26 protein-coding genes are annotated in these 22,803 nt (G+C 69.3%); 17 read left to right on the top strand and 9 right to left on the bottom strand.

Annotated elements, in window-relative coordinates:
* The first annotated feature begins 522 nt into the window (after positions 1-522).
* The 11 genes from ACZ7P3_RS25690 (at position 523) to ACZ7P3_RS25640 (ending at position 7,377) form a co-directional block, all read left to right on the top strand.
* Positions 523-831 (top strand): gas vesicle protein GvpO, encoded by a 309-nt coding sequence (locus tag ACZ7P3_RS25690; RefSeq protein ID WP_472085548.1) that lies wholly within the window; start codon positions 523-525, stop codon positions 829-831.
* 80 nt (positions 832-911) lie between these two features.
* Positions 912-1,337: a gas vesicle structural protein GvpA gene (locus tag ACZ7P3_RS25685; protein WP_472085390.1), complete on the top strand. Its 426-nt coding sequence runs from the start codon at positions 912-914 to the stop codon at positions 1,335-1,337.
* Positions 1,334-2,089, top strand: a complete 756-nt coding sequence (locus tag ACZ7P3_RS25680) for a GvpL/GvpF family gas vesicle protein (RefSeq protein ID WP_472085389.1) — start codon at positions 1,334-1,336, stop codon at positions 2,087-2,089. The genes ACZ7P3_RS25685 and ACZ7P3_RS25680 overlap by 4 nt, the downstream gene beginning before the upstream one ends.
* Positions 2,090-2,098: 9 nt before the next feature.
* The gene (locus tag ACZ7P3_RS25675) at positions 2,099-2,362 is read left to right on the top strand and encodes a gas vesicle protein GvpG (protein WP_472085388.1); all 264 of its coding nucleotides are present in this window, start codon (positions 2,099-2,101) and stop codon (positions 2,360-2,362) included.
* Positions 2,359-3,081, top strand: coding sequence for a hypothetical protein (locus tag ACZ7P3_RS25670; RefSeq protein WP_472085387.1), 723 nt, complete (start codon positions 2,359-2,361; stop codon positions 3,079-3,081). Before ACZ7P3_RS25675 ends, ACZ7P3_RS25670 begins: the two co-directional genes overlap by 4 nt.
* On the top strand, positions 3,078-4,262 hold the full coding sequence (locus ACZ7P3_RS25665) for an SRPBCC family protein (protein WP_472085386.1): 1,185 nt from the start codon (positions 3,078-3,080) through the stop codon (positions 4,260-4,262). Before ACZ7P3_RS25670 ends, ACZ7P3_RS25665 begins: the two co-directional genes overlap by 4 nt.
* The gene (locus ACZ7P3_RS25660) at positions 4,259-4,636 is read left to right on the top strand and encodes a gas vesicle protein (RefSeq protein WP_472085385.1); all 378 of its coding nucleotides are present in this window, start codon (positions 4,259-4,261) and stop codon (positions 4,634-4,636) included. Before ACZ7P3_RS25665 ends, ACZ7P3_RS25660 begins: the two co-directional genes overlap by 4 nt.
* On the top strand, positions 4,633-5,439 hold the full coding sequence (locus ACZ7P3_RS25655; protein WP_472085384.1) for a GvpL/GvpF family gas vesicle protein: 807 nt from the start codon (positions 4,633-4,635) through the stop codon (positions 5,437-5,439). The genes ACZ7P3_RS25660 and ACZ7P3_RS25655 overlap by 4 nt, the downstream gene beginning before the upstream one ends.
* The gene (locus ACZ7P3_RS25650; protein ID WP_472085383.1) at positions 5,436-5,624 is read left to right on the top strand and encodes a gas vesicle protein; all 189 of its coding nucleotides are present in this window, start codon (positions 5,436-5,438) and stop codon (positions 5,622-5,624) included. The genes ACZ7P3_RS25655 and ACZ7P3_RS25650 overlap by 4 nt, the downstream gene beginning before the upstream one ends.
* Entirely contained in the window at positions 5,621-5,905 is a 285-nt protein-coding gene (locus tag ACZ7P3_RS25645) for a gas vesicle protein K (protein WP_472085382.1), read from the top strand. Before ACZ7P3_RS25650 ends, ACZ7P3_RS25645 begins: the two co-directional genes overlap by 4 nt.
* Positions 5,906-6,225: 320 nt before the next feature.
* Positions 6,226-7,377: an MFS transporter gene (locus ACZ7P3_RS25640; protein WP_472085381.1), complete on the top strand. Its 1,152-nt coding sequence runs from the start codon at positions 6,226-6,228 to the stop codon at positions 7,375-7,377.
* Between the two features lie 32 nt (positions 7,378-7,409).
* On the opposite strand, the gene ACZ7P3_RS25635 is transcribed toward ACZ7P3_RS25640, so the two are convergent.
* From ACZ7P3_RS25635 to ACZ7P3_RS25620, 4 genes are all read right to left on the bottom strand, one after another.
* Positions 7,410-8,201, bottom strand: a complete 792-nt coding sequence (locus tag ACZ7P3_RS25635) for an ABC transporter permease (protein WP_472085380.1) — start codon at positions 8,199-8,201, stop codon at positions 7,410-7,412.
* Positions 8,198-9,205 carry an ATP-binding cassette domain-containing protein gene (locus tag ACZ7P3_RS25630; RefSeq protein ID WP_472085379.1) on the bottom strand — a complete coding sequence of 336 codons (1,008 nt, stop codon included), beginning with the start codon at positions 9,203-9,205 and terminating at the stop codon, positions 8,198-8,200. The genes ACZ7P3_RS25635 and ACZ7P3_RS25630 overlap by 4 nt, the downstream gene beginning before the upstream one ends.
* Positions 9,206-9,272: 67 nt before the next feature.
* Positions 9,273-10,118, bottom strand: a complete 846-nt coding sequence (locus ACZ7P3_RS25625) for a DUF4097 family beta strand repeat-containing protein (protein ID WP_472085378.1) — start codon at positions 10,116-10,118, stop codon at positions 9,273-9,275.
* Between the two features lie 80 nt (positions 10,119-10,198).
* Positions 10,199-10,711, bottom strand: coding sequence for a hypothetical protein (locus tag ACZ7P3_RS25620; protein ID WP_472085377.1), 513 nt, complete (start codon positions 10,709-10,711; stop codon positions 10,199-10,201).
* Positions 10,712-11,590: 879 nt separating this feature from the next.
* Between ACZ7P3_RS25620 and ACZ7P3_RS25615 the strand changes: the two genes are divergently transcribed.
* The 4 genes from ACZ7P3_RS25615 to ACZ7P3_RS25600 all read left to right on the top strand — a co-directional run bounded on the left by ACZ7P3_RS25615 (position 11,591) and on the right by ACZ7P3_RS25600 (position 16,011).
* Positions 11,591-12,088, top strand: coding sequence for a transglycosylase SLT domain-containing protein (locus ACZ7P3_RS25615; RefSeq protein WP_472085348.1), 498 nt, complete (start codon positions 11,591-11,593; stop codon positions 12,086-12,088).
* 296 nt (positions 12,089-12,384) lie between these two features.
* On the top strand, positions 12,385-12,891 hold the full coding sequence (locus ACZ7P3_RS25610; protein ID WP_472085376.1) for a hypothetical protein: 507 nt from the start codon (positions 12,385-12,387) through the stop codon (positions 12,889-12,891).
* Positions 12,892-13,575: 684 nt separating this feature from the next.
* Positions 13,576-14,172, top strand: a complete 597-nt coding sequence (locus ACZ7P3_RS25605) for a hypothetical protein (RefSeq protein WP_472085375.1) — start codon at positions 13,576-13,578, stop codon at positions 14,170-14,172.
* 147 nt (positions 14,173-14,319) lie between these two features.
* The gene (locus tag ACZ7P3_RS25600; protein WP_472085374.1) at positions 14,320-16,011 is read left to right on the top strand and encodes a phytoene desaturase family protein; all 1,692 of its coding nucleotides are present in this window, start codon (positions 14,320-14,322) and stop codon (positions 16,009-16,011) included.
* A gap of 205 nt (positions 16,012-16,216) precedes the next feature.
* Here the strand turns inward: ACZ7P3_RS25600 and ACZ7P3_RS25595 are convergent, their stop codons facing one another.
* Together ACZ7P3_RS25595 and ACZ7P3_RS25590 are read right to left on the bottom strand one after the other, a co-directional pair.
* Positions 16,217-17,098: an SDR family NAD(P)-dependent oxidoreductase gene (locus ACZ7P3_RS25595; RefSeq protein ID WP_472085373.1), complete on the bottom strand. Its 882-nt coding sequence runs from the start codon at positions 17,096-17,098 to the stop codon at positions 16,217-16,219.
* A gap of 166 nt (positions 17,099-17,264) precedes the next feature.
* Positions 17,265-17,843 carry a TetR/AcrR family transcriptional regulator gene (locus tag ACZ7P3_RS25590; RefSeq protein WP_472085372.1) on the bottom strand — a complete coding sequence of 193 codons (579 nt, stop codon included), beginning with the start codon at positions 17,841-17,843 and terminating at the stop codon, positions 17,265-17,267.
* A gap of 845 nt (positions 17,844-18,688) precedes the next feature.
* On the opposite strand from ACZ7P3_RS25590, the gene ACZ7P3_RS25585 reads away from it, so the two are divergent.
* Complete coding sequence (locus ACZ7P3_RS25585) at positions 18,689-18,982, top strand: hypothetical protein (protein ID WP_472085371.1); 294 nt, start codon at positions 18,689-18,691, stop codon at positions 18,980-18,982.
* Positions 18,983-19,491: 509 nt separating this feature from the next.
* Here the strand turns inward: ACZ7P3_RS25585 and ACZ7P3_RS25580 are convergent.
* Positions 19,492-19,734: a hypothetical protein gene (locus ACZ7P3_RS25580; protein ID WP_472085370.1), complete on the bottom strand. Its 243-nt coding sequence runs from the start codon at positions 19,732-19,734 to the stop codon at positions 19,492-19,494.
* Between the two features lie 493 nt (positions 19,735-20,227).
* Between ACZ7P3_RS25580 and ACZ7P3_RS25575 the strand changes: the two genes are divergently transcribed.
* The gene (locus tag ACZ7P3_RS25575; RefSeq protein WP_472085369.1) at positions 20,228-20,752 is read left to right on the top strand and encodes a MepB family protein; all 525 of its coding nucleotides are present in this window, start codon (positions 20,228-20,230) and stop codon (positions 20,750-20,752) included.
* A gap of 239 nt (positions 20,753-20,991) precedes the next feature.
* On the opposite strand, the gene ACZ7P3_RS25570 is transcribed toward ACZ7P3_RS25575, so the two are convergent.
* Both ACZ7P3_RS25570 and ACZ7P3_RS25565 read right to left on the bottom strand, forming a co-directional pair.
* Complete coding sequence (locus ACZ7P3_RS25570) at positions 20,992-21,879, bottom strand: alpha/beta fold hydrolase (protein WP_472085368.1); 888 nt, start codon at positions 21,877-21,879, stop codon at positions 20,992-20,994.
* Positions 21,879-22,622 carry a TetR/AcrR family transcriptional regulator gene (locus ACZ7P3_RS25565; RefSeq protein ID WP_472085367.1) on the bottom strand — a complete coding sequence of 248 codons (744 nt, stop codon included), beginning with the start codon at positions 22,620-22,622 and terminating at the stop codon, positions 21,879-21,881. Before ACZ7P3_RS25565 ends, ACZ7P3_RS25570 begins: the two co-directional genes overlap by 1 nt.
* Between the last annotated feature and the right edge of the window lie 181 nt (positions 22,623-22,803).

Below are 22,803 nucleotides of genomic sequence, written 5' to 3'. Positions count from 1 at the left end.
TCGCACCGGATGGCCAGGCAGATGATGCCCGCGCTGTCGCAGCGGATGGCCGGGCCACGCCGCTGTCTGATCTTGTCGATACGCCGTTCAACGGCGTTCGGCTGCCGCTAGGCGGTCTTGCACAGACTTGCCGGGAGCTGCGGCCGGCGCTCACGGACAAGGCAATCGCCGCCCGTGATGCGTCCGGGCCGACGCCAGGAGCCGCAGGGAGCCGCGGGTTCTTGCGCACTCCACGGTTCTTGCGCACTCCGCGGCGGCCCAGGCATCCCGCTCGACGCCGTTCACCACAGAGCGGGCCTTGCCGAGGAGCCGGGCCGGCCGAGCCGGCGGCCCAGCGGGCCGGCGGGGCCGTCACCATCGGCTCCCCCCACCAGGGCACACCCTACTGCCGCATGGGCTCAGCGACTTCGGAGCGGACGCCGAAGGTTTGGCCAAGAGTCTTCAGGCCACCCGGATGAAGAGGTGGCCATGTCCAACACCAAGTGCACGTCGCATTCACAGACTTCACGCACCCCGCGCAAGATGCGGCCCGGGACGGACAAGGACGGCAGGATGACCGACGACGAGCGACCGACCCCCACGGAGGTACTGCGCCAGGCGCGCGCACAGCTCGCCGAGTTGACCGGCATGGCGGCCGAAACGGTCTCGTCCTTCGAACAGACCGAGGACGGCTGGTCCCTCGTGATCGAGGTCCTCGAACTCGCCCGGGTCCCCGACACCATGAGCTTGCTGGCGAGCTACCAGGTCGACCTCGATCCGAGGGGGCGGCTCACCGGCTACCGGCGCGTTCGCCGTTACGAACGCGGACGGGCCGACGCACACGGCCGCTAGACCCTGGCGTCACCCTTCACCTCACGCTTCACCGGACATCTTCCGGACCATCCACCCCCACCCGAGGAGGCACGCCCGACATGACCGTAGTCCCCGCACAACAGACCGGTGGTGGAGGCGGCAGCAGCGGACTCTACGACGTGCTCGAGCTCGTCCTGGACAGGGGGCTCGTCATCGATGCGTTCGTGCGGGTCTCCCTGGTCGGCATCGAGATCCTCAAGATCGACGTACGGGTCGTCGTGGCCAGCGTCGACACCTATCTCCGGTTCGCCGAGGCGTGCAACCGCCTCGATCTGGAGGCGGGACCGCGCAAGAGCCCCGGCCTGCCCGACCTGGTCGGCGAGATCACCGAGTCCGGCGCGCGCGGCAAGTCCAAAGGCGCACTCTCCGGTGCCGCCGAGACCATTTCCGATGCCTTCAAGCAGGCCCGCGAGGAATCCGACTCCGAACCCAGGCCGCGCACCCGCAAGAGCACGGCTTCGCGCCGAAGGGAGGAACAGGAATGAGCACGTACGTCTACGGCATCACCGCGAGGTCGCACCCGGCTCTCCCGGCAGGCCTGGACGGAGTGGGAGATCCGGCGGTGACGGTGCGCGTGCTGAGCGAAGGCGACCTGGCGGCCGTGGTGAGCGACGCTCCCGAGGGCCTGCGCACCAAGCGCAGGGATCTGCTCGCCCACCAGAACGTGCTCGCCGAGGCCGGCAGCGCCGGATGCGTGCTGCCCATGCGATTCGGCATCGTCGCCCCCGACGACCACGCAGTCACCGCGATCCTCGCCGAGCGCGCCGAGCACTACCGGGAACGCCTCAGGGCCCTCGACAACAAGGTCGAGTACAACGTCAAGGCCAGCCACGTCGAGGACGCCGTACTGCACCACGTGATGGCGGGCAGCCCTGAACTGCGTGCCCTCGCCGAGGCCAACAGGCAGTCGGGCGGAGGCAGTTACGAACGGCGGATCCAGCTCGGCGAGATGGTGGCCGCCGCCGTCAGGATGCAGGAGGCCCAGGACGCGGCCGCCCTGCAGCGCGCCCTGGACCCGCTTGCCTCGGCGCTCAGGGTGGGACCGGAGTCGACGGGCTGGCTGGCGAACGTCTCGTTCCTGGTGGACCGCGACACGGCCGCGCGCTTCCTGGAGGCGGTACACGAGCTTCGCACGGCGCAGCCGCATCTCGACCTCAGCCTGAACGGCCCCCTGCCCCCGTACAGCTTCGTCGAGCCCGGGGCCGGCGAGCCCGCCGACAGGGCCACCGAGAGGTAGAGGTGCCCAATGGGCCTCATCAGTGAGGTGTTGCTGCTGCCGTTCGCTCCGGTGCGCGGCAGCGCGTGGGTGATCGGACAGGTGCTCCAGGAGGCCGAACGGATCTACTACGACCCCGCCACCGTCCGGGCCGAACTGTCCCGGCTGGAACAGCGGCTCACCCACGGGGAGATCACGGAGGAAGACTTCGACCGGCTGGAGGACGAACTCCTCGACCGGCTGGAGATCGCGACGCGCACGAGCGCGCAAACCGACCATGGGGCGGCACGATGAACCGAACAGGACTGGGCCTCGCGATAGGGGCCGGATACGTCCTCGGACGTACGAAGAAGCTGAAACTGGCGCTCGCCGTGGGCTCGCTGGTGGCGGGCAAGCGGCTGAACCTGACTCCCAGGGCCCTGGCGAACCTGGTGTCCCAACAGCTGCGGGAAAACCCGCAGTTCAAGGAGATCGGGGACCAGCTGCACGAAGACCTGCGGAGCGTCGGCAAGGCCGCGTCCGGGGCCATGGTCGAGCGCCGGCTCGACGCGCTGGCCTCCCGGCTGCACGACCGCACCTCCGTCGCGCGCGACGAGCTGACCGGCATCGCGCCCGATGTGCCCGGCGACCGGCGCGAGGAGGCGGACAAGGCGTACGGGCCGACGCATGCCGGCAACGCTGGCAAGGCGAACCAGGACGCTGAAGACATTGAAGACGCAGAAGGCTCTGATGACGTAGAAGGCTCTGAAGACGGCGATGACGGTGCCGAGCGGAGGGCCTCCGAAGAGTCCGCGGGCCAGGAGCAGAGCGGCCGGGCGCGGCGAAAGGGAACGGCACTCCAGGCCGCGGCGAAGGACAAGGCAGCCCGGAAGGCACCCGCGAAGCAGGCCGGCCGCAAGGCGCCCACGCGGAAGACCTCGGCGCGCGGCGCAGCCGCGAAGAAGACGGCGACGACAGCGGCCGAAAGGACCGCCTCCAGGGCCCGGGGGGCGAAGGGAGGCGGGGACCGATGACCGACACCCTCGGAACGGCAAGGTCCACGACCGGCCGGATCGCCGGCAAGGCCGCCGGCGGCGGCAGCATGGTGTCGGACCTCGCCCACAGCGAGGCCGCGGACCGGCTCAAGGCGGAGGTGCAGGAATACCTGGCCCTGCAGGCCCAGCGCCTCCTGGTGGGCGTGGGGCACAAACTGGGTGAGTACACGGTCAAGCTCAACGACATCAGCGAGGGCAACAGCCCGGGCTTCGCGAAGCTCGCCCTCGACGGCGGCCGCAAGATCGCCGAGGGCAAAGGCCCCTTGCGCTCCGCGCTTGAGCTGGGGGCCTCGCGCGCCAAAGACAACGTCATGGGCGCACTGAAGAACCTCGGGGGCGGTAAGGGCAAGCGCGGGAGCGGTGCGGGCAGGAAGCCCACCGTGATCATCGAGCAGATCGACGTCGGCGTTCCCTTGCGCACCGCCTACGACCAGTGGACGCGGTACCAGGACTTCAGCACCTTCGCGAAGGGCGTCAAGAGCGCGGGCCGGGCCGACGACACCCGGTCGGACTGGCAACTGAAGGTCTTCTGGTCCAACCGCAGCTGGAAGGCGAAGACCACCGAGCAGGTCCCGGACGACCGGATCTCCTGGACGTCCGAGGGTGCCAAGGGCACCACGAAGGGTGTGGTCTCCTTCCACCGGCTGGCCGACAGCCTCACCCGCGTCCTGCTGGTCATCGAGTACTACCCCAAGGGCCTGTTCGAGAAGACCGGCAACATCTGGCGCGCCCAGGGCCGCCGGGCCCGGCTCGATCTCAAGAACTTCGCCCGCTTCCTCACCCTCAAGGGTTCCGTGGCGGACGGCTGGCGCGGCGAGATCCGCGACGGCGAGATCGTCCGATCCCACGAGGACGTGGTCGCGGAGGAAAGCGAGGGGGACGGCCAGGACGACGAGTACGACGAGTACGCCGCCGACGACGAGTACGACGCGGAGCAGGGCTCGTACGCCGACGAGGACGAGGGTGAGTTCGAGGACGCCGAGGACGCCGCGCACGTAGAAAGCAACGAGGACGACAAGGACATCGAGGACGCTGCCGACGTCGAGCGCGACGAAGGCGACGAAGGCGTTGAGGACGACGAACCCGACGACGCCTACGAAGAGGACGAAGACGAGGAGACCGAGGAGGAACCGGAGTACTCCACGGGGAGTCGGCGATGACCACCCCGGGGCGGTTCCCCGAGCCGTACGGTCAGGGCGGTGGCGCCAATCTCGCCGACATCCTGGAACGCGTCCTCGACAAGGGCGTGGTCATCGCCGGCGACATCCGGATCAACCTGCTCGACATCGAACTGCTCACCATCAAGCTCCGCCTGGTCGTCGCCTCCGTGGACAAGGCCAAGGAAATGGGCATCGACTGGTGGGACAACGACCCAGCCCTCTCCAGCCGGGCTCGCCGCGACGAACTCGCCCGGGAGAACGCCGAGTTGCGCGAGCGGCTGACCCGGCTCGAGGAGCTGGATCCGGGACGCGCCCGGGAGGACCTGCCCGGCCGGAAAGGCACCGCCCAAGACCTTCGTGAGGAGTCCCCGTGACCGGGCTGCGTTACGTGTACGCGGTGTGCCGGCCGTTCACCGCTCCCCTGCGGGCCGAACTGACGGGCGTCGCCGGCGATCCGCCCCGACTGCTCACTCACAACGGTCTGATGGCCGTGATCAGCCATGTTCCTGAGCGGGTGTTCGCCGAGGAACCGCTCCACCGCCGGCTGGAGGACCTGGACTGGCTGGCCGGGACGGCCCGAGCGCATCAGCAGGTCGTCGACGCGCTCACAGCCGTCACGTCACCCCTGCCGCTGCGACTCGCCACCGTGTTCCGGGACGACACAGGGGTGCGCACGATGTTGGAGGAACGCGGCGATCACCTCCGGCGCGTTCTGGACCGGCTGGCAGGACGGGTCGAGTGGGGGGTGAAGGTCTACATGGAGCCCGGAGCCGAGCCCGCGGGCGGTGCGGAAGCGGGGACCCGGCCCGTCTCCGGCCGGGACTACCTGCGGCAGCGGCGTCGACGGGCGATGACGCACGAGGACGACTGGCAGCGCGCCGAACAGTTCACCGGCCGACTGCACACCACGCTCTCCGCCCACGCCGAAGCCTCCCGGCTCCACCCGCCCCAGAGTCCCGCGCTCTCCGGAGCCGCCGGGCGGAACCTCCTGAACGCCTCCTACCTGGTGCCTCGCACGCAATCGGAGAAATTCGTGAAAATCGTGGAGGGCTCACAGGACGGGGAACCCGGAATGAACACCGAAGTCACGGGTCCATGGGCACCCTATTCCTTCGTGGAAACGAACGGTGACGGTCCGGTCGGCACGACATGGGACGGCGAGGAGAGGAATCCATGACGGTCGTGGACCGCCGAGAGGTCGCTCTGGTGGATCTGCTCGACCGGCTGCTCGCGGGAGGTGTCGTCATCACCGGGGTGGTCACCCTGAGCATCGCCGATGTCGACCTGGTCCGAATCGATCTCAACGCACTGATCAGCTCCGTGAACGAACGCGTGACATCGCCCTGGGAGGATCCGCTGTGACAGCCCCCGCCCATCGCCTCGGCCTCGATCCGGACACCGTGGAGCGTGACCTGGTCAAACTCGTCCTCACCGTGGTCGAGTTGCTGCGCCAGCTGATGGAACGCCAGGCACTGCGCCGATTCGATCTGGGTGACCTGAGCGAGGAACAGGAGGAGCGCATCGGGCTCACCCTGATGTTGCTCGACGACCGCATGGCCGAGCTGCGCGAGCGCTACGGCCTGCGACCCGAGGACCTCAACCTGGACCTCGGACCCCTCGGACCGCTGCTCCCGCGAGAATAACGCGGGAATAGTACGGGAATAGCACGGGGGGATTTCTCCTCGCCGCCACGCCGCCACACCCTTAATACGGCCTCACCGTGCTTTGATACGGCCTCTCCGCGAGACTCGGGTAGGCGCCCCCGAACCCGGAGTGGACGATCCCGAGATCATGCCGAGTCGGTCCCGAGTCGATTCCGATGGGAACGCTTGATCGTCCGAGCGTCGTCCCGTGCGGCGCATGAATTCGGTTGCGGCGGGATCGGTGAGCCCGGTGAGCTGTCTCCATGGACGGTGCCACGCAGCATGGGCAACGGGCGAGGTCCGGAAGCGACCGTGCGGTCATGCAGCGACCGGCTTCCTGGCGCCGGCCGGCGGTGCTCGTGGCCTTGATGCTGGCTGCCTTCACCTTCAACACGGCCGAGAACCTGCCGATCGGCCTCCTGGAACTCATCTCGAGAAGCCTGCGGGTGTCCTTGTCGGCGGTCGGTCTCCTGGTCACCGGATACGCAGTGACGGTCGCCGTGGCGTCTCTGCCGCTCGCTCACATGACGCGCGCCCTGCCCCGGCGCCATGTGCTCACGGGTCTGCTGACCACGCTCGTCGTGTCCAGCCTCGTGGCAGCGCTGGCGACCGCGTACTGGCCCCTCCTGGTGGCGCGGCTGCTGACCGCGCTCGCCCAGGCACTGTTCTGGGCCGTGATGGGGCCGGTCGCCGTGGGTCTCTTCGCCCCGGAGGTCCGCGGGCGCGTGGTCGGGGCGCTGTCCGTCGCCGGTTCACTCGCCCTCGCGCTCGGTGTTCCCGCCGGGACCTGGCTGGGCCGGCGGAGCGGCTGGCAGGTGCCAGTCGCCGTGTTGGCGGGTCTGGGGCTCGTCGCACTCGTCACCATCGCCGCTCTGCTGCCGACCTCTCGTCCGGAAGCTGAGCCCGCCGCTTACGGAACCCGTCCCGACGCCCGCCGGTTCGGGACCGTGCTGACGGCCGGGGGCCTGTCCGCCACCGGAGCGTTCGCGGGGTACACCTACATCGTGAAGTTCCTGGGCGAGGTGAGCGCGTTCTCCCCGAGCGCGGTCAGTGCCCTGCTCGTGGCCTTCGGCGTTGCCTGTCTGGCCGGGGTGAGTGTCACCGGGGCGCTGCTGGACCGCTTGCCGTATTCCGCGCTGACCACTGCCGTGGCCACGCAGGCGGTGGGCATGCTCGGCCTGTACGCGGCCGGCACCGATCCGGTGGCGGCGGTGGTGTTCCTCGTGCTGTTGGGAGGTGCGCTCGGGCCGGTGTTCATGACCACCCAGAACGCGATGCTGCACTGTGCACCGGGCCGCACCGACATCGCACTCGCGGCGAATTCCGGTACGTACAACGCCGGTATCGCGGCGGGAGCGGCGCTCGGGGGGCTGGTCCTCCCGCTCGCCGGTGTGCGCGACACGTTCCTTGTCGGCGGACTGCTGACCGTCGGGGCCTGCACGGTGCTGCTCCGGCAAGAAGGTGGCCACTGATGCCCTCGCACTGCTGACCGGCCCGTCTCCCGTTACTTCGGTTCGCGGTCGAACAATGCCTTCGACCAGAAGTAGCCGAGCACGGTCAGCGCCAGGCACCAGGCGACGGCGATCCATCCGTTGTTGCCGATCTCGGTACCGAGCAGCAGGCCGCGCAGGGTCTCGATGGCGGGCGTGAACGGCTGGTACTCGGCGATCGGCTGGAACCAGCCCGGCATCGCGTCGATGGGGACGAAGGCGCTGGAGAGGAGGGGCAGCAGGATCAGGGGCATCGCGTTGTTGCTGGCGGCCTCGGCGGTCGGGCTGGACAGGCCCATCCCGACCGCGATCCAGGTGAGCGCCAGGGAGACGAGCGTCAACAGCCCCACCGCCAAGATCCACTCCAGAGCGGTGGCATCCGTGGCCCGGAACCCGATGGCCACCGCGACAGCCCCGACGAGGACCACGCTCATCATGCACTGCAGGACGCTGCCGACGACGTGCCCGATGAGCACCGACCCGCGGTGGATCGCCATCGTACGGAAGCGGGCGATGATGCCCTCGTTCATGTCCGTGGCGACGGACACCGCGCTGCCGATCGTGGTACCGCCGATGGTGAGCAGCAGGATGCCCGGGACGAGATACGCGAGGTACTCCGACCGGTCCGCCCCGCCGTCCCCGATGCCGGCGCTCATCACATCACCGAAGACGTAGACGAAGAGCAGCAGCAGCACGACCGGCGTGAGCAGCAGGTTCAGCGTCAGGGACGGGTAGCGCCGCACGTGCAGCAGGTTGCGGCGCAGCATCGTGGACGAGTCGCGCACGGCAAGGGCGAGGGAGCTCATCGGACATCTTCCTTGGGCTGGTCGGGCCGGCTCGGCACGCTGGAGCCGGTCAGGGCGAAGAACACGTCGTCGAGGTCGGGGGTGTGCACGGTCAGCTCGTCCGCCTCGATGCCGGCCGCGTCGAGCCGGTCCAGGATGGAGCGCAGGTCGCGCTGGCTGCCGTCGCTGGGGATCTGCAGGGCGAGGGAATCGTCGTCGCGGGTGACCTCGTGGAGCGCGACTGTGGCGCTCCGGTACGCGGCCGGGTCGGAGAACCGCAGTCGTACGTGCCCGCCGGGGATCAGCCGTTTCAGCTCCTCGGCAGTGCCCTGGGCGGCGATCCTGCCGTCGTGCAACACCGCGATGCGGTCGGCGAGTTCGTCGGCCTCTTCCAGGTACTGGGTGGTGAGGAAGACGGTGACGCCGTCGGCGACGAGCTCGCGGATGATCTGCCACATGGTGTGGCGGGAGCGCGGGTCGAGGCCGGTGGTCGGTTCGTCGAGGAAGATGATCCGCGGGCTGCCGACCAGGGTCATGGCGATGTCCAGACGGCGCTTCATACCGCCGGAGTAGGTGGAGGCGGGCTTCTTCGCGGCCTCGGTGAGGTCGAAGCGCTCCAGCAACTCGGCGGTGACCCGGCGCCCTTCGCGCTTCGACAGATGGTGCAGGTCCGCCATGAGCAGCATGTTCTCCTCACCGGTGATCAGGCCGTCCACGGCGGAGAACTGCCCGGTGACCCCGATCGCGGCTCGCACCCCGTCCGCTGACCTGGCGACGTCATGGCCCGCGACCTGGGCCTGCCCGCCGTCGGCGGTGATGAGCGTGGACAGGATCTTCACGGCGGTGGTCTTGCCGGCGCCGTTCGGCCCGAGCAGAGCGAACACGGACCCGGCCGGGATACGCAGATCGATGCCGTCGAGGACGGTCTTGTCGCCGTACGACTTGCGCAGATCGACGGCGGAGACGGCGGCGGGCGACTGCGGACCACCGCTCCAAATCGGCGTGAGCATGACAGAAGAAGGCATGGAACCCTCCCGTTCGAAGGCTGAAGTGACTGGGGCGCCGGCGAGTCGGCGGGGCAGGTCCTGGCCCTCAGGGCTTGGCGCGAAGGATGTCGATGTTCCCGTGCCGGGTGCGGGCGCGGACCTCGACGGCGTCCTCGGCCTTCCCCGGGGCCTCGGAGGCGGTGAGCGTGTTGCGCACCTGCCCGGAACCGGAACTGGCGTCGATCCAGGCGGCCGCGCCCTCGCGGATGCCGACCTCGATGGCACCGTAGGAGGTCTCCAACTGGATGGTTCCGCGGGCCACGTCGGCCGCACGCACGGCGCCGTGGGCGGTGGTCGCGGCGACCGAACCCTCGGCGCGTGCGATGTCGATGTCCCCGTAACCGCCGCGCACCCGCAGCTCACCGGTCACGGCGCCGAGAGTCGTCGTGCCGTGAGAGTTCTTCAGAACGGCGGAGCCGTCCACAGTGCCGACGCGCAGGCTGCCGGTGCTGGTGGTGATCTCGGCCTCGCCCTCGATCCGGTCCACGGTGATCGAGCCGTGCGCCGCCGTCACGTGCAGCGGTCCTGTCGTGTCGAGCCGGACGTCGCCGGACGAGGTCTTCACGCGGACCTCGCCCAGCCGGCCCTCGCCGAGCACCTGGGCCCAGGCACCGGTCATGTCGATGCGTGAGCCCGTGGGCAGCTCGACGGTCACGTCGACGGTGCCGGGGCGGCGAAGCGAATTGCGCGCCTTGGGGGTCCTGAGGGTCAGGGCACCGCTTGCGTACGTGACCTCGGTCTGCTCGGCGGCCCTCACGTCCTGGTCCCTCTTCGGATCACGCGGCTGCACCTCGACGAGGGTGTCGAGGCGGTCGCCCGCGGTGAAGCGGATGGAGCCGGCCTCCACGTGGGCGGTGGCGGAGATCGGTTCAGGAGTGGCGAAAGAAGGCATGGCTGTACCGTCCTCATGGGTCCTGGGTGAAGAAACTGCTGGAAAGTGGGGTGGGCGGAGGCAGAGGCGGAGCAGCCCGCCTAGCGCACCCAGCCCGTGAAGCTCTGTCCGATGGTGTGGGTCTTCTCCGTCGTATGCGGCCGGGTGCCGCCGTCGACCGCGGCCGACACGGCGCGCACCAGCCACGCGTTGACCGACAGGCCCTCGCGGCTCGCGGCCTCCTCGGCGCGCGCCTTGAGGTGGGCCGGCAGCCGCAGATTGACGCGGGCCGTGCCACCGTCATCGACGTCGGCCGAGGCCTTGAGCGGTTCGACGGACGCGGCCGGCTCCGCGGGGAAGCCGCCGTCGCCGGGCGGTGGTGTCACCACGAAGTCGGGGTCGAGCCCGCGCAGCCGTACGTCGACCGAGCCGGGGGCGAGTTCACGGGTGACCTCGTCCATCGCGGCAGAGAGCACGTTGAGCATGGTCAGTCGGGTCGCCGACTCCAGCGGAGCGGTGAGCCGCTCAGCCAGTTCCCGAGCTTCGTCGCCGCCGGCTTCGGCGGCCACCGCGAGTTCACGGCGGAGGGTGTCGACATACGGCGTGAGGTCCATGACGCCATGATGGCACCACTATGGCGCCACATGCAAGCTCGGGTGGCATCTTGTGCGGACCAAGGTCGAGAATGTCCCCTCTACCTGCAGAAACACGAGGATGACGACCCGAACCGTTGTGGCACCCGGCGCACTCGTACACCTTCGGGAGAGCCGGATGGCACCGCATGGCGCCGCGTGGCGCCATGCGGTGCCATCCGGCGCCATGGAGTGCCTTGGTGGACTACGGAGCGCCACCCAGCGTCATGCGATACGCGAACGCTTCACCAGTGCTGATGCACCACCGCCGCCAGGAGCCGAGCGACGGCCCGCAGCGACCTGCAAGCCGGCCCGAGCGGGGCCCATGCCGAGCGGGATCCACACAGAGGCCGCAACCCGGAGAACTACTGAAGAGCGTCCGACGGGTGCCGGAGAGCGTCGGGCGGGCGTCCGGAGGGGGCGAGCCGGGTGCTCGAAGAGCCTCCGGAGAGGGTCAGCCGGGTGCCCGAAGAGCCTCCGGAGAGGGTTCAGGCGGGTGCTCGGAGGGGCCCGGAGAGGGTCAGGCGGGTGCCCGGAGGAGGCTCAACAGCGTGACGCGACCCATAGGACGCACATCACGTCCTACCCCCGATCGTAGAACCACCCCACCCCGAACAGCACAGAAAACCCCCCAACAGGCACAAAGCAGACATTCATCCGAAGCCGGGTAGTACGTCACACCATTGCGCACCACCCCACCCCCCGCTAACCATGGCTGTCGTTGCCGGGAGCCACGAGACGGACCGAGCACAACCACCACAACCAAGCCCGCTCCGCCCCGCAGCACGGGACCCCCCATCCCCACGCCACCGGAACCCCCCACCGGCCGGCACCCCGACACCCACAGGAGACCCCACCCCCATGGCCACCACCCACCGCACCACCCGACTGCGCACCCTCACCCTCACCGGCCTCACCACCACCGCCGCCGCAGCCGCCGCCCTCACCCTCATCCCCACCACCGCCCACGCCGCCGAACCCACCCACACCACCACCACAACCACCCACGACAACAACACCACCCCCAAAACCAACACCAGCAACAACCTCGACGGCTGGATCAAGCAGTCCCTCGCCATCATGAAGGCCAAGGGCATCCCCGGCACCTACGACGGCCTCCACCGCAACATCATGCGCGAATCCGGCGGCAACCCCAACGCCCAGAACAACTGGGACGTCAACGCCCAGAAGGGCACCCCCTCCAAGGGCCTCCTCCAGGTCATCGACCCCACCTTCAACGCCTACCACGTCACCGGCACCGCCAACAGCACCACCGACCCCGTAGCCAACATCACCGCAGCCGCCAACTACGCCGCCCACCGCTACGGCTCCATCGACAACGTCAACTCCGCCTACTGAACACCGACTTCAGTAGAGTCGTCGGCGCCGCAGGACCACTGATCCCAGAGGCACCCCGCCCGCTCGTGAACATCCCGACGCGCTGGGGTGATCCGGCGCCAGACGCTCAACGAGACCCTTCACATCAAGCCCAACGCGACGGCAGGCCGAAGGCAAAGGCGCCTGGCGAGACTTGTGCAGGGTCGGCGAGTGTGCGGTCAGAACCAGTCCCATCGGCGGCGTTCGAGAAGCGGACGGTCGATTACTGATCAGGGGTGCATCGAGCCGAGGTGCGGCAGCTCTGACAGGATGACGCAATGTTCGATTTCGGCATCGCGGGCTACCGGCCCACGTGGTTGAGCGGCCGTAGTGACATGGCCCGTGAGCATGGGCATCGGCTGCGTGGTCTTGCCGGCCGGACGCTCACGCGAGTCTGGATGGTCTGGGACCTCCGGGACGACGAGTGGTTCTGTGACTGCCCGGTGGTGTTCGACTTCGATGGCACACAGGTCGAGATCAACCACTACAAGCTCGACGAGCTCTCCCTCACGTGGAACACGATCGACCCCGGCCGTCCCGTCCGGTGGCCCGGCTTCGACCTGCAGTGGCGTCCCGAGCCTCTCTCCGAACTACAGGCCGTCCAGGGGCTGCCCCTCAAGGGCGCCGAACTTCTCGAGTGGACAGGCAGGGATCTCGCTCAGGGAAACATCGACGTCAGCTTCGCCTTCGAGGCCGGCAGGGTGACCGTCTTCAACGCTCTCGACGAGAACGGGTTGAGCTTTGATCCTCCCCATCCGAGCCGGCGCACCCATACGTTTCACTGACGCACAGCGGGTCACTGCGGCAGCCCCGTCAGGCCGGCCTCGCCAGCGGCGACGGTGATCTCACGGATCCGTTCTCGCCCGGTGTCGGAGTCGACCTGTTCGAAACCGCCCACATGCGGCTGGCCTCACCGGGCCTGAGGGTTCCCGAGGTCCTCCTGGTCGACCGCGATCGCACCCACTATCCGGCGGACCTCGCGATAGTGCCTGCAGCTCCGCCATCCCGCGACCCATGATCGGCGGTTGGCGGTGGAGGGCCTCGACGAGGACCGGGGCGCTCTCCACACGCTGACCCAGCGGCTGTCACTGACGGCGGGTCCGCTCCGCCTTGTCGAGGGAGATTTTCCTGACCGGCACTTCATGCGGGGAATCGCCGAGCACCATTTGAACGCGGCCCTGAGGCTGGTCGCAGTAATTTGGAGCGCGGCGTTGCGGATTACGCCCGTAAGCCGGCTGACCCGGCATTCGATCGCGTCCCGGTAGCTCCCGTCTGCCGGAGCCGTCCGACCCTGCATGACGAGAGGCCGGTCTCTCAATCCAAGGTCACCCCCGCGGTTCACGTGCGGGATGCCCCTCCGTCAGCCTTGGTCTGTCGAAAGGCGGTTGTGACGGGTAGCCTCAGCCGCTTGGGGCTCGATGTCCTCGCGCTCCGGGCATCGGGGGCGCATGCACGCATGGGGAGAGACCATGTGGACCAGACCCTGGCTGGAAACTCTTCTGCTGGGCGTGCTGCGGCGGGGGCTGGCGGGGCGTGAGCCGCAGCCCCGGTGGATGCCGCGGCGCCTGCTGACCGTGGTGTCGGCCGATGTCGACGCCACTGCCGGTGTCGCGGCGATCTGGATCGTGTTGCGTCCTGAGTCACCGCGGGCCCACGAGCACCTTGCGCTGCTGGAGTGGTACGGCGAGCAGTGGCGGTGTGCAGGGATCGGCAGCGGCGCTGCGGACGAACCGGTCGTTGTCGATGTGCTCGACGTTCGCGGCGGCACGGGCACCCTCAGCCTCACGCGCCGCCTCGACCTTCCGCACTCCATCACCGCGGCCCCATGGATCGGTTGCGTCAAGGTGCACCTCGGGCGGGATGTGGGTCACGTTCTCATCGGTGCCCGCCGGATCGAGAATCCCGAACACTGCAAGCTCATAGCCGTTTGGACGTCCCCCTACACCGGCCACCGGGTCCGCCCCGTCATCGTGGCCCTGGGACGCGACGGCGCCGAACTCTCCCGCATGGGCCCCCATGACGGCCTGGACACTCATACCTGGGCGCGTTTGAGAGAGGAGTCGTAGCCGGTCGAGGACTGCCGCGGCCGGGGGTCTGCCCGGGCCAAGGCGACGGCCCCCGGAATCTGCCGCCAAAGCGCAGCTGATCCTCCTGGACCGTCGTCGTCCGGGCGCGCGAAGCTGTCCACCAGTCTGCGGACAGGGGGCGGGATCATGGCTTCGTGGGACGTCGTCGTTGTCGGCTCGGGGCTGGGCGGGCTCACCTGTGCCGCGTACCTCGCCGCCTGTGGCAAACGCACCTTGGTGCTGGAGCAGAACCAGGTCGCCGGCGGCTGCAGCCAGGTCTTCCGCCGGGCCGGCAACAAGTACGAGTTCGATGTGGGCGTGCATTACATCGGCGAGTGCCATCCCGAGGGCGCGATCACCACGGCGCTGCGCGGCCTCGGCCTCGGCGGCCGGATCCAGTTCCGCGAGCTGGACCCGGACGGCTTCACCACGCTGGTCTTTCCCGGGCTGACCTTCCGCGTACCGCGCGGATGGGATGCCTATCTGCAACGGCTCATCGAGACCTTTCCCGCGGAGGAGCGCGGGCTGCGCAGGTGCATAGCCGTCTTCCGGCGCATAGCCGAGGAACGCCGCCGTGGCAGGCCGGGTCCCAGCGTGTTCGACAAGCTGGCGTGGGCCCGTCGTGCGCCGGTGATGGCCACCGTCGGGATGCTGCCGGTGTCCCGGCTCTTCAAGGCCTGCGGACTGAGCCCGCTGGCCTGCGCGGTGATCCTGGGTGAGTCGGGCGACTACGGCGCGCCGCCGTCGCGCGCCCCGATCGCACTCCACGCGGGCCTGCTCAACCTCTTCATCGACGGCGGCGCCTACTATCCCCACGGCGGCGGTCAGGTCTTCGCGGCGCACCTGATCGACGTGATCCAGACCCACGGCGGCCAGGTACGCACCAAGGCGGCGGTCGAACGGATCCTCGTCGAGCAGGGCCGGGCCGTCGGCGTAAGGCTGGGCGACGGCGAGACGATCAGGACCACAGCGGTGGTCTCCAACGCCGACATCAAGCGGACCTATCTCGAACTCGTCGGACGGGAACATCTGCCGGCCAGGACCGTCAGCCGTGTCGAGAAGTACCGCATGGCGCTCCCGTTCTTCAGCGTGTACCTCGGACTCGACATCGACCTCGCCGACCGACTGCCCAACACCACCTACTGGTGCCACCCCGACGCGGACACCGAGCGCGCCTATCGCAATGCCTACACCGGGGAGTTGTCCGGCGAGCTGCCGATCTTTCTGACCTCGGCCGCCACCAAGGATCCGGGCAACCCCAGGTCGGCGCCGCCGGGCCACTCCACTCTCGAGGTGATGACGCTCGTCTCCCCCGACCATACGTTCTGGCGGGTCGCCGACGCCTCGCCCGCCGGGCTCGAGTACCGCAAGGCGCCGGAGTACCGGGAGATGAAGGAGCGGCTCACCGAGGCGCTGATCGACCGTGCGGGCACGGTCATTCCCCGCCTGCGCGAGCACATCGTGTGGCGCGAGGCGTCGACGCCGCTCACGCAGGAGCGGTTCACGAGGTCCACCGGGGGCGCCTGTTACGGCCTCGAACTGGCCACCGACCAGATCGGACTGCGGCGTCCCGGCGCCCGTACCGAACTCGCCGGACTGTTCCTGGCCGGTGCGAGCACCGTGTGGGGTCCTGGCATCTCCGGTGCGGTGATCGGCGGCGTGGGTACGGCGGGTGCCGTGCTCGGGCGGGATCTGATGGCCGAGGCCGGGGCGGGCCGGGTCTTCGCCGACCCCGCGAAGCTCACCGAAACCGCACCGGACTGGGACCCCCTGGCGGCTTCCAAACCCAGCTCCCCGACCCGCCCGCGCCGGACCGCGACCGAGCGCTCGACCCCCTGACCGAGGCAGCCGTCACCGGCTGTGACCGTCACCCTGGCCGCAATGGTCGCCGTGGCCGGGATCGTCGTGATGAGCACGGACCCAATTGCATGCCTCATGTCCCCCCTCACGCCATGCCGCCTCTCCCCCCTCCACGCATCTTCCCTGAACGCAATCCGCGCTGCAGCAAGTGAACTTCTGCAGCGCGGGTGCGCGGCTCACACGGTCACTGGCCGTCTCCAAGGGGGGCCAGCTGCCGGCTGAGCCTGAGCACGTCGTTGACCGTGCGGGGGTCGGTGCTTCCTCGGAAGGTGGGGACGGGGTGGGCGCCGGGGCCGATGAGCAGGCCGGTCTGCCCGTCGAGTGAGGCGTCCGTGGCGGCGACGATGGACGGGCGTGCGGCCACGGACGCGGGGCCGGCGGTGGAGCGTTCGAAGGTCCGGCGGACCAGCGGCCACAGCAGGCGCAGGGCCGGGGAGACGATCTTGGGTGAGGTCATGGTGCCGTTGGTCATGTCGGTCGCGGCGCCGCCGGGGTCGGCCGCGAAGACCGTGATGCCGGTTCCGCGCAAGCGCTCGGCCAGGTCCAGGGTGTAGGCGAGGTTGGCGAGCTTGGCCCGACCGTACCAGTGGAAACCGTAGTAGCCACCCGGAGGCTCGACGGCGTCGAAGGTGCGCTTCGCAACCTTGATCGCGCCGGAGCTGACGTTGACGATCCTGCTCGGCCCGCCGGCCGCGAGCCGATCGAGCAGCAGCTCGGTCAGCAGATACGGCGAGAGATGGTTGACGGCGAACGTCGCCTCGATCCCGTCGGTGGTCTGCTGCCGGTCCGCGAACATCGCACCCACGTTGTTGACCAGGACCTTCAGCGGCCCCTCGGCTTCCAGCCGGGCGGCGAGCGCTCGGACGCTGCCGAGCGACGCGAGGTCGGCGGCCACGAACCGCGGCTCGCCTCCGGTTGCGACCGCGCCGATCCGCTCGACAGCGTGGGCGCCGCGCTCGGCGTCGCGACCGATCACGGTGACGGTCAGCCCGTGCGCCGCCAGTCCCATCGCGGTCTCCAGGCCGATCCCGCCGGTCCCCGCTGTCACTACCGCCCGCTGTTCCATACGGCTGCCCTCCGTTGCCTCGCCACCGGAACCGGATATCTATCCGATTAGATGAGGGCACGCTAGCACAAACGGATAGCCATCCGGTTCGCAAGGAGGGAGGATGTCAGCGGATCACGGCCGGCGGCGTGGGCCGGTTCGGCTGGTGTCGGTTGCCGAACCGCTGTCAGCGCGGGGGGCGCAGGCCCTCAAGGAGAACGCCCAGGTAGACCTCGGTACGCGCGGGGTCACCGTCGCCGGAACGCACGGCGTGCTCGATGCCGCAGAGCAGGTGGCGCACGTCGCCGGCCTCGATGTCGCGTCGGATGGCGCCCATCCGGCGGGCACGGTCGAGCAGATGCGCGACGGCCTGGTCGAGCTCGGCCTTCAGCGCCGAGGTCTGCGCATCGGTGTCGCTGGCGGATTCGAGCACGGCGGCGAATCCGGCGTCGTCCAACGCGTGCATGAGCGTGAACCGCAGCAGGCGGTGCAGACCGGCGAGGGCATCCTCGTCGGCGGCCGCGGCCCGGGCCTCGTCGACCAGCGTCTGGAAGCGCTCGGTCGACAGCGCCTCCCACAGTGCATGACGGTTGGGGAAATGCCGGTAGACGGTGCCGACACCCACGCCGGCCAGCCGGGCGATGGTGTTCAGCTGGAGCGATTCGTCACCGGCGGCCAGTTGTTCGCGGGCTACCTGCAACACCCGGGCACGGTTGCGTGCGGCGTCCGCCCGCAGCGCCGGCCCCTGCTCGTTCCTCGGTGTCACAGGCCCAGCATAGAGGGCCGCCGACAACGCCCCGGCTCCCCCCGCTCCCCCGCTCCCCCGGGCCTGAGCTGGAGACCTGTACCCGCGATGGCCCCGGCGACAAGGAGCAGCGCGCAGGCGACGGCGGCAAAGCCCCCCTCCAAGGCTCCGAAGCTACGACGCCGACCGCCACACCCCCCGCCACCCCCGCCAGACCCCGCCTTCAAAGCCTCCAAAGCCTCCAGGGTGAGCCCGACTTCGCGCGACGCCCGAGCGAAGCGGTCCAACCGTTGCCGCAACATGCCGACAGCGGCTCGTCCGTAAGATCGACACCGGCCCGGACGGCGCCCGCCCCCGATTTGTATGACCGGTTTGCGGGCGAGACGACCGAACGACCAGACGCTGTTCGGCGAGACTTCTTCGGGCGACTTCACTGCCGTCCCACGCGCCCACCGGACCGCACGCCCGTAAGTGATCAACGATGACCGCCCGACGAAGCAGCGGGAACAACCAGTGCAGCCGACTCCCCCAACTCCCTTAGAAATATGGCTCCTTCGGCCAACGCCGCCTACATTCGCCGAACCAGCTGCAGCAGCACTCAGCACCCGAGGGGCGAGTGTCAAGGCAAAGGAGCACAGACCCCCAAGGCATGCACTCCAACCGAGCCCACGTGTTGGCCGACAGATCACTCGTCGCACGCGACGGCGAGCGCACACCGATTTGCGGCGCTCCAGGAGTTCCTTCACACTACGCCGATCACAAATCGGCGTGTCAATGTCCGTTTTTTCCTGAGTTCATATTAAATCTCCATACCTGCAAGAGATCGATCTGTGGCAGATCGCATCGACTCACTTCATGGAGATGACATGCACAACCTTCGCAAGGCTGCCGTCCTGGTCGCCGCCCTCGGCAGCGTCGGACTTCTGAGCGCCGGCACTGCCCACGCTGAAGGCATGGTTCGGGGCGGCGACAAGGGCGGCGAACAGGTCAGCGCCCTGCAGAGCTCCAACTGCAAATCACACGACCTGAACCTCGACGTCCTGGGCGAGGTCGGGATCCTCAACGGCGTCCTGGGCAACGGGCTCAACGGCGAGGGCGACCCGGGCGCGCAGGGCACCCACCTGGGCTCGAGCATGGGCTGCAGCAACAGCGTCTTCTAAGAGGCCGGTTCCAGTACCCCTCGACGACCGGAAGCGACTGATCACGTGCATGTGGGCGGGGTCCAGGAGCGCCGAAGCGCCCTGGTACCACCGCCCGCAGCCACGTTCTCCGCAGCGCCGAGTCACCCGGGCGACCGGCGTTGACCTCGGCCCGAACCAGCCTGTAGACACTCGGAGTTGACGCCTGCAGGGGAGCAAGATCGAGCCTTGCCGGCGCACGGCTCACATCCCTGGTGACGGACACAGCAGACGACGAAGCCCCCTGCGACCGGCCTCAGACCGGCGACGGGGGCTTTCCCGTACCGGCCGCTACCTGGACGAGGATCTCTCGGTTCACCGGCGGCTCGTCGGTGAACCGGCGGCTCGTTCGGACCGGGCCTGTTCGCGCCGCGCGGCCTTGCAACTCCTTCCGCAACGAGCCGCCGGCGTGCGGCGCTACGCGAGGCACCTGACCGGGTTCGGTCAGTACGCAGGCCGTGCGGTCGACGCCGCGGACGGCGTTGCATCCGCTACTCGACGGCGGGGTCCTCCTGCGAGTGCCGCACGGCCCGCTTCACGGCCTGCTCCACCTCGTGCCGGTCGGTCCCGGTTGCTTCGGCATGCGTGGTGATGGCCGCCTGCGCGGCCTCCGCGGCCGCGCGCCAACGACGCCACTGCTCGTCGTACTCCTCGCCGGTGAGTCCTGCGAGACGGGCGCGTGCTGCTTCGGCGGAACATTCCAGCTTGATCAATTCGTCGGGGATGTCTGCCATGACTTCGGATCCTAAGCGCGCAGTGCAGCGCGTCAACCATCCGACCTACCGCCCGATCGGGTAGCACTCATCCGGAGCCCGGACACCACACCGTCGCAGATACCTGCCTTGCTCCCCGTCAGGGGACGAGTTCGGCGTGGCGAAGGGCAGGGAACAACTCGGGGGCCGTCCAACCGCGCAGGGCGGCGCGCATGACGAACGGAATACGACCTCGGCCGTGGGGGCGTCGAGGGCTCCAGCCAGTTCGAGCGTCACGAGCCCGTGCGGGGTCACCCAGAGCGAGAGGGCGATCGACGTCGCTTCGCCGGCGAGGAGAGTGCCCGTCCCTCCGACGGCCGGCACAGCGGCCTCAGCGATCTCAAGGCATTCCGGGCGATCGTGACCAGCTCCTCGGTCCGTAGGTCGTGCCTCGGCTTCGAGGCGTGGCGACTGCGCGGCCGGCGGAGCGAGGGTGCCGAGGCAGCGCGCGCGGTCGCGATGGCAGGATGACGGCATGGTGACGAATCAGCCGTGGGCGGGACTTCACGGTGACCTGGTGGCGGCGAAGACATCGGTGTACGACCCGAGTGGCTTCGCCTGCTCGCTGCCGGCGCCCGAACCGGAGAGCGCCGAGTACGCGGCATGCGGGTTCACTCTCGATGGCCGCACGGTCAGGTTCCGCGTGGGCAAGACCACCCCGACGAAGGTGGGGCAGTTCGTCACCGTGTGGCAGCGGTCCGGGGAAGGGCCGATCCGCCCGTTCGACGCCGAGGACGGAGTGGACCTGTTCGTCATCAGCAGCCGTGACGAGGACGGCTTCGGGCAGTTCGTCTTCCCGAGCGAGGTGTTGTGCGAACGCGACATCGTCTCCCGCAACGGCTCCGGCGGAAAGCGCGGATTCCGCGTCTATCCGCCCTGGGTGACCACGACCAACCGGCAGGCCCGCAGCACCCAGGCATGGCAGGTGGACCACTTCTTCAGCCTCGGCCAGGACGGGCCCGCCGACCTGGCCCGCGCCCACACCCTCTACCACCCGTAGGTGCCGGCGCCCACAGGTGCCGCTGCTCCCGATCTCAACACCTGCGGGAATCAAGGGTGCGCCAGTACCCTGCCTTCGCCGACGAACCGGACAAGTCCGAGTAGCCCTCGCCGTCGAGGGTCGCCCCTCGGCCCGCCGAGGTCCAGGTGCCGCAGCCGGGGCTACGACTCACCCCGAGGACGGCTCGTACGGCCCGACGAGCCGCTCGTACGCTGCGATGCGTGCGCGCACAGGTCGGATCACCGGGTGCCGAGGAAGCGGACGAGGTGTGCGGCGACCTCGTCCGGAGCCTCCACCTGGGGGTAGTGGCCGACGGCGGGCGGTCCGGCCAGTTCACTCACGGTGGCGGACGGCATCCGCTGCCTGATGCGGGCCAGCACGTGGGCGCCGCTGATCGGGTCGGCGGGTCCCCACAGGAACAGGGTGGGGCCGAAGTAGCCTTCCAGCGCGGGGATCCAGCGTGCCTGATGCGTGCGCCGCTCGTCGATGTAGCGCAGCAGCCGCGGTGCCAGCAGGTGACCCTGGTCATGGCACACGCTCTCCCACATGGTGTGCAGATCGTCGTCCGGTACGGGTCTGCCCAGTACCTGGCGCATCGTGGTGCGGAATCCGCGTTCGGTGACGGCACGGGTGAAAAGCGGGCCGAGAGGGCCGTGAAGCAGCCGCTGCACGCGGACGGGGCGGTGCAGGTCCGGGTAGAGGCCGCCGTTCAGCCAGGCCATGCGGGTGATTCGGTAGGGGCTGCGTGCGAGCAGTTCCTGGGCCACGCTGACGCCGTAGTCGTGGGCGACCATCGCCGTGTCGTCGATGCCGAGGTGGCGCCAGATGTCCTCGACGAGGTCGGCCTGTTCCAGCACCGAGTAGGGGTGCCGTCGCGGTTTCTCGCTGTACCCGAAGCCGAGCAGGTCGAAGGTGATGACCCGGTGGCCTCGTGCCGCCAGCCGGGGCACGATCAGGGACCAGTCGTGGGAGGAAGTGGGAAATCCGTGCACGAGGGTCACCGGCGGGCCGGCGGCGGGGCCGTCCTGGCGGACGAACAACGTGTGCCCGCCCGTGCGGCCGTGAACGGTGATCCTGCTCCCTCCCGTGGCCCAGTGCGCACTGGTGGGCATGGCGGTCCGGGGCATCAGCGGCTCTCCCTTGTTCCGGCGATGCCGTCGAGCAGGCAGCGCAGACCGAACTCGAACTCCCCATCGCCGTCCAGCCCGTTGAGCAGCGCCGAGTGGGCTGTGACCAGCGGATACGTCCGGGCCGGCAGCGAGTCGAACAGGCTGGTCATGGCCGCTCGTTCGGCCGGTGTGCGCGCCACTCCCCCAGTGTCCAGGAGCACGGCGCCGACCACGTAGTGCGTGACCGTGAGGTAGATCCGTACGGCGCTCTCGGCGGGCCAGCCCGCCTCGGTCAGCAGTCCGAGCCCCTGTTCGCGGGCGCGCAGGGCATGGGGTCCGAGCAGTTGTCCCCGGGTCAGCAGGGGCACCAGCGCGCGGTGCGCGAGCAGTACTCGGCGGTACTCCCGTGCCCCGGCCTCGGTTCCGGCGCGCCAGTCCGGGGCCGGCGTCGGCAGGGAGATCTCCCCCAGCATGTGGTCGACCAGTTCGACGAGCAGTGCCTCGCGGCTCGACACGTGCCGGTACAGCGAGGTGTGCCGCAGGTTCATCCGCTCGGCGACGGCTCGCATCGTCAGCGCGTCCAGGCCCTGTTCGTCGGCGATACGCAGTGACGTGTCCAAGATGGCGTCGAGGGTGAGACCCCCCGGCCGGGACCGCTGGCGCGCGTGGGTGGCGTGGCGTCCGCTCCACCAGGCGGCCGAGCCGACCACGGGGCTCTGCTCGGCAGGCGGCTCGTTCCGTGTGGTGGTGCGCTGGGCCATGTGCGGGCTCACCGTTCATGAAGGGGCGGGGCGAGAGGCGTGAAGCACGGCCTCGCAGTCACACCGTTCGCCCGGCGACGCCGGGTGCCGATGCGTCCGCTGGACGCACCTTATGCGTCCAGTGGACGCATCACAAGGAGGGCTCGGCACGCCTGGCCTCCCTCGGGGATCCCTCGATCGG

The sequence above is a fragment of the Streptomyces sp. NPDC107581 genome (assembly GCF_055657175.1).
Note: the sequence above shows the minus strand (reverse complement) of the source record. Positions and strands in the feature narration are given on the sequence as shown.

Coding starts and splice junctions, on each gene's coding strand:
- ACZ7P3_RS25630 (WP_472085379.1), bottom strand. CDS start 9,205: ATGCCTTCTTCTGTCATGCTCACGCCGATTTGGAGCGGTGGTCCGCAG.
- ACZ7P3_RS25585 (WP_472085371.1), top strand. CDS start 18,689: ATGCACAACCTTCGCAAGGCTGCCGTCCTGGTCGCCGCCCTCGGCAGC.
- ACZ7P3_RS25675 (WP_472085388.1), top strand. CDS start 2,099: ATGGGCCTCATCAGTGAGGTGTTGCTGCTGCCGTTCGCTCCGGTGCGC.
- ACZ7P3_RS25670 (WP_472085387.1), top strand. CDS start 2,359: ATGAACCGAACAGGACTGGGCCTCGCGATAGGGGCCGGATACGTCCTC.
- ACZ7P3_RS25690 (WP_472085548.1), top strand. CDS start 523: ATGCGGCCCGGGACGGACAAGGACGGCAGGATGACCGACGACGAGCGA.
- ACZ7P3_RS25580 (WP_472085370.1), bottom strand. CDS start 19,734: ATGGCAGACATCCCCGACGAATTGATCAAGCTGGAATGTTCCGCCGAA.
- ACZ7P3_RS25600 (WP_472085374.1), top strand. CDS start 14,320: ATGGCTTCGTGGGACGTCGTCGTTGTCGGCTCGGGGCTGGGCGGGCTC.
- ACZ7P3_RS25685 (WP_472085390.1), top strand. CDS start 912: ATGACCGTAGTCCCCGCACAACAGACCGGTGGTGGAGGCGGCAGCAGC.
- ACZ7P3_RS25605 (WP_472085375.1), top strand. CDS start 13,576: ATGTGGACCAGACCCTGGCTGGAAACTCTTCTGCTGGGCGTGCTGCGG.
- ACZ7P3_RS25625 (WP_472085378.1), bottom strand. CDS start 10,118: ATGCCTTCTTTCGCCACTCCTGAACCGATCTCCGCCACCGCCCACGTG.
- ACZ7P3_RS25565 (WP_472085367.1), bottom strand. CDS start 22,622: ATGGCCCAGCGCACCACCACACGGAACGAGCCGCCTGCCGAGCAGAGC.
- ACZ7P3_RS25610 (WP_472085376.1), top strand. CDS start 12,385: ATGTTCGATTTCGGCATCGCGGGCTACCGGCCCACGTGGTTGAGCGGC.
- ACZ7P3_RS25595 (WP_472085373.1), bottom strand. CDS start 17,098: ATGGAACAGCGGGCGGTAGTGACAGCGGGGACCGGCGGGATCGGCCTG.
- ACZ7P3_RS25570 (WP_472085368.1), bottom strand. CDS start 21,879: ATGCCCCGGACCGCCATGCCCACCAGTGCGCACTGGGCCACGGGAGGG.
- ACZ7P3_RS25620 (WP_472085377.1), bottom strand. CDS start 10,711: ATGGACCTCACGCCGTATGTCGACACCCTCCGCCGTGAACTCGCGGTG.
- ACZ7P3_RS25665 (WP_472085386.1), top strand. CDS start 3,078: ATGACCGACACCCTCGGAACGGCAAGGTCCACGACCGGCCGGATCGCC.
- ACZ7P3_RS25635 (WP_472085380.1), bottom strand. CDS start 8,201: ATGAGCTCCCTCGCCCTTGCCGTGCGCGACTCGTCCACGATGCTGCGC.
- ACZ7P3_RS25650 (WP_472085383.1), top strand. CDS start 5,436: ATGACGGTCGTGGACCGCCGAGAGGTCGCTCTGGTGGATCTGCTCGAC.
- ACZ7P3_RS25575 (WP_472085369.1), top strand. CDS start 20,228: ATGGTGACGAATCAGCCGTGGGCGGGACTTCACGGTGACCTGGTGGCG.
- ACZ7P3_RS25680 (WP_472085389.1), top strand. CDS start 1,334: ATGAGCACGTACGTCTACGGCATCACCGCGAGGTCGCACCCGGCTCTC.
- ACZ7P3_RS25660 (WP_472085385.1), top strand. CDS start 4,259: ATGACCACCCCGGGGCGGTTCCCCGAGCCGTACGGTCAGGGCGGTGGC.
- ACZ7P3_RS25615 (WP_472085348.1), top strand. CDS start 11,591: ATGGCCACCACCCACCGCACCACCCGACTGCGCACCCTCACCCTCACC.
- ACZ7P3_RS25640 (WP_472085381.1), top strand. CDS start 6,226: ATGCAGCGACCGGCTTCCTGGCGCCGGCCGGCGGTGCTCGTGGCCTTG.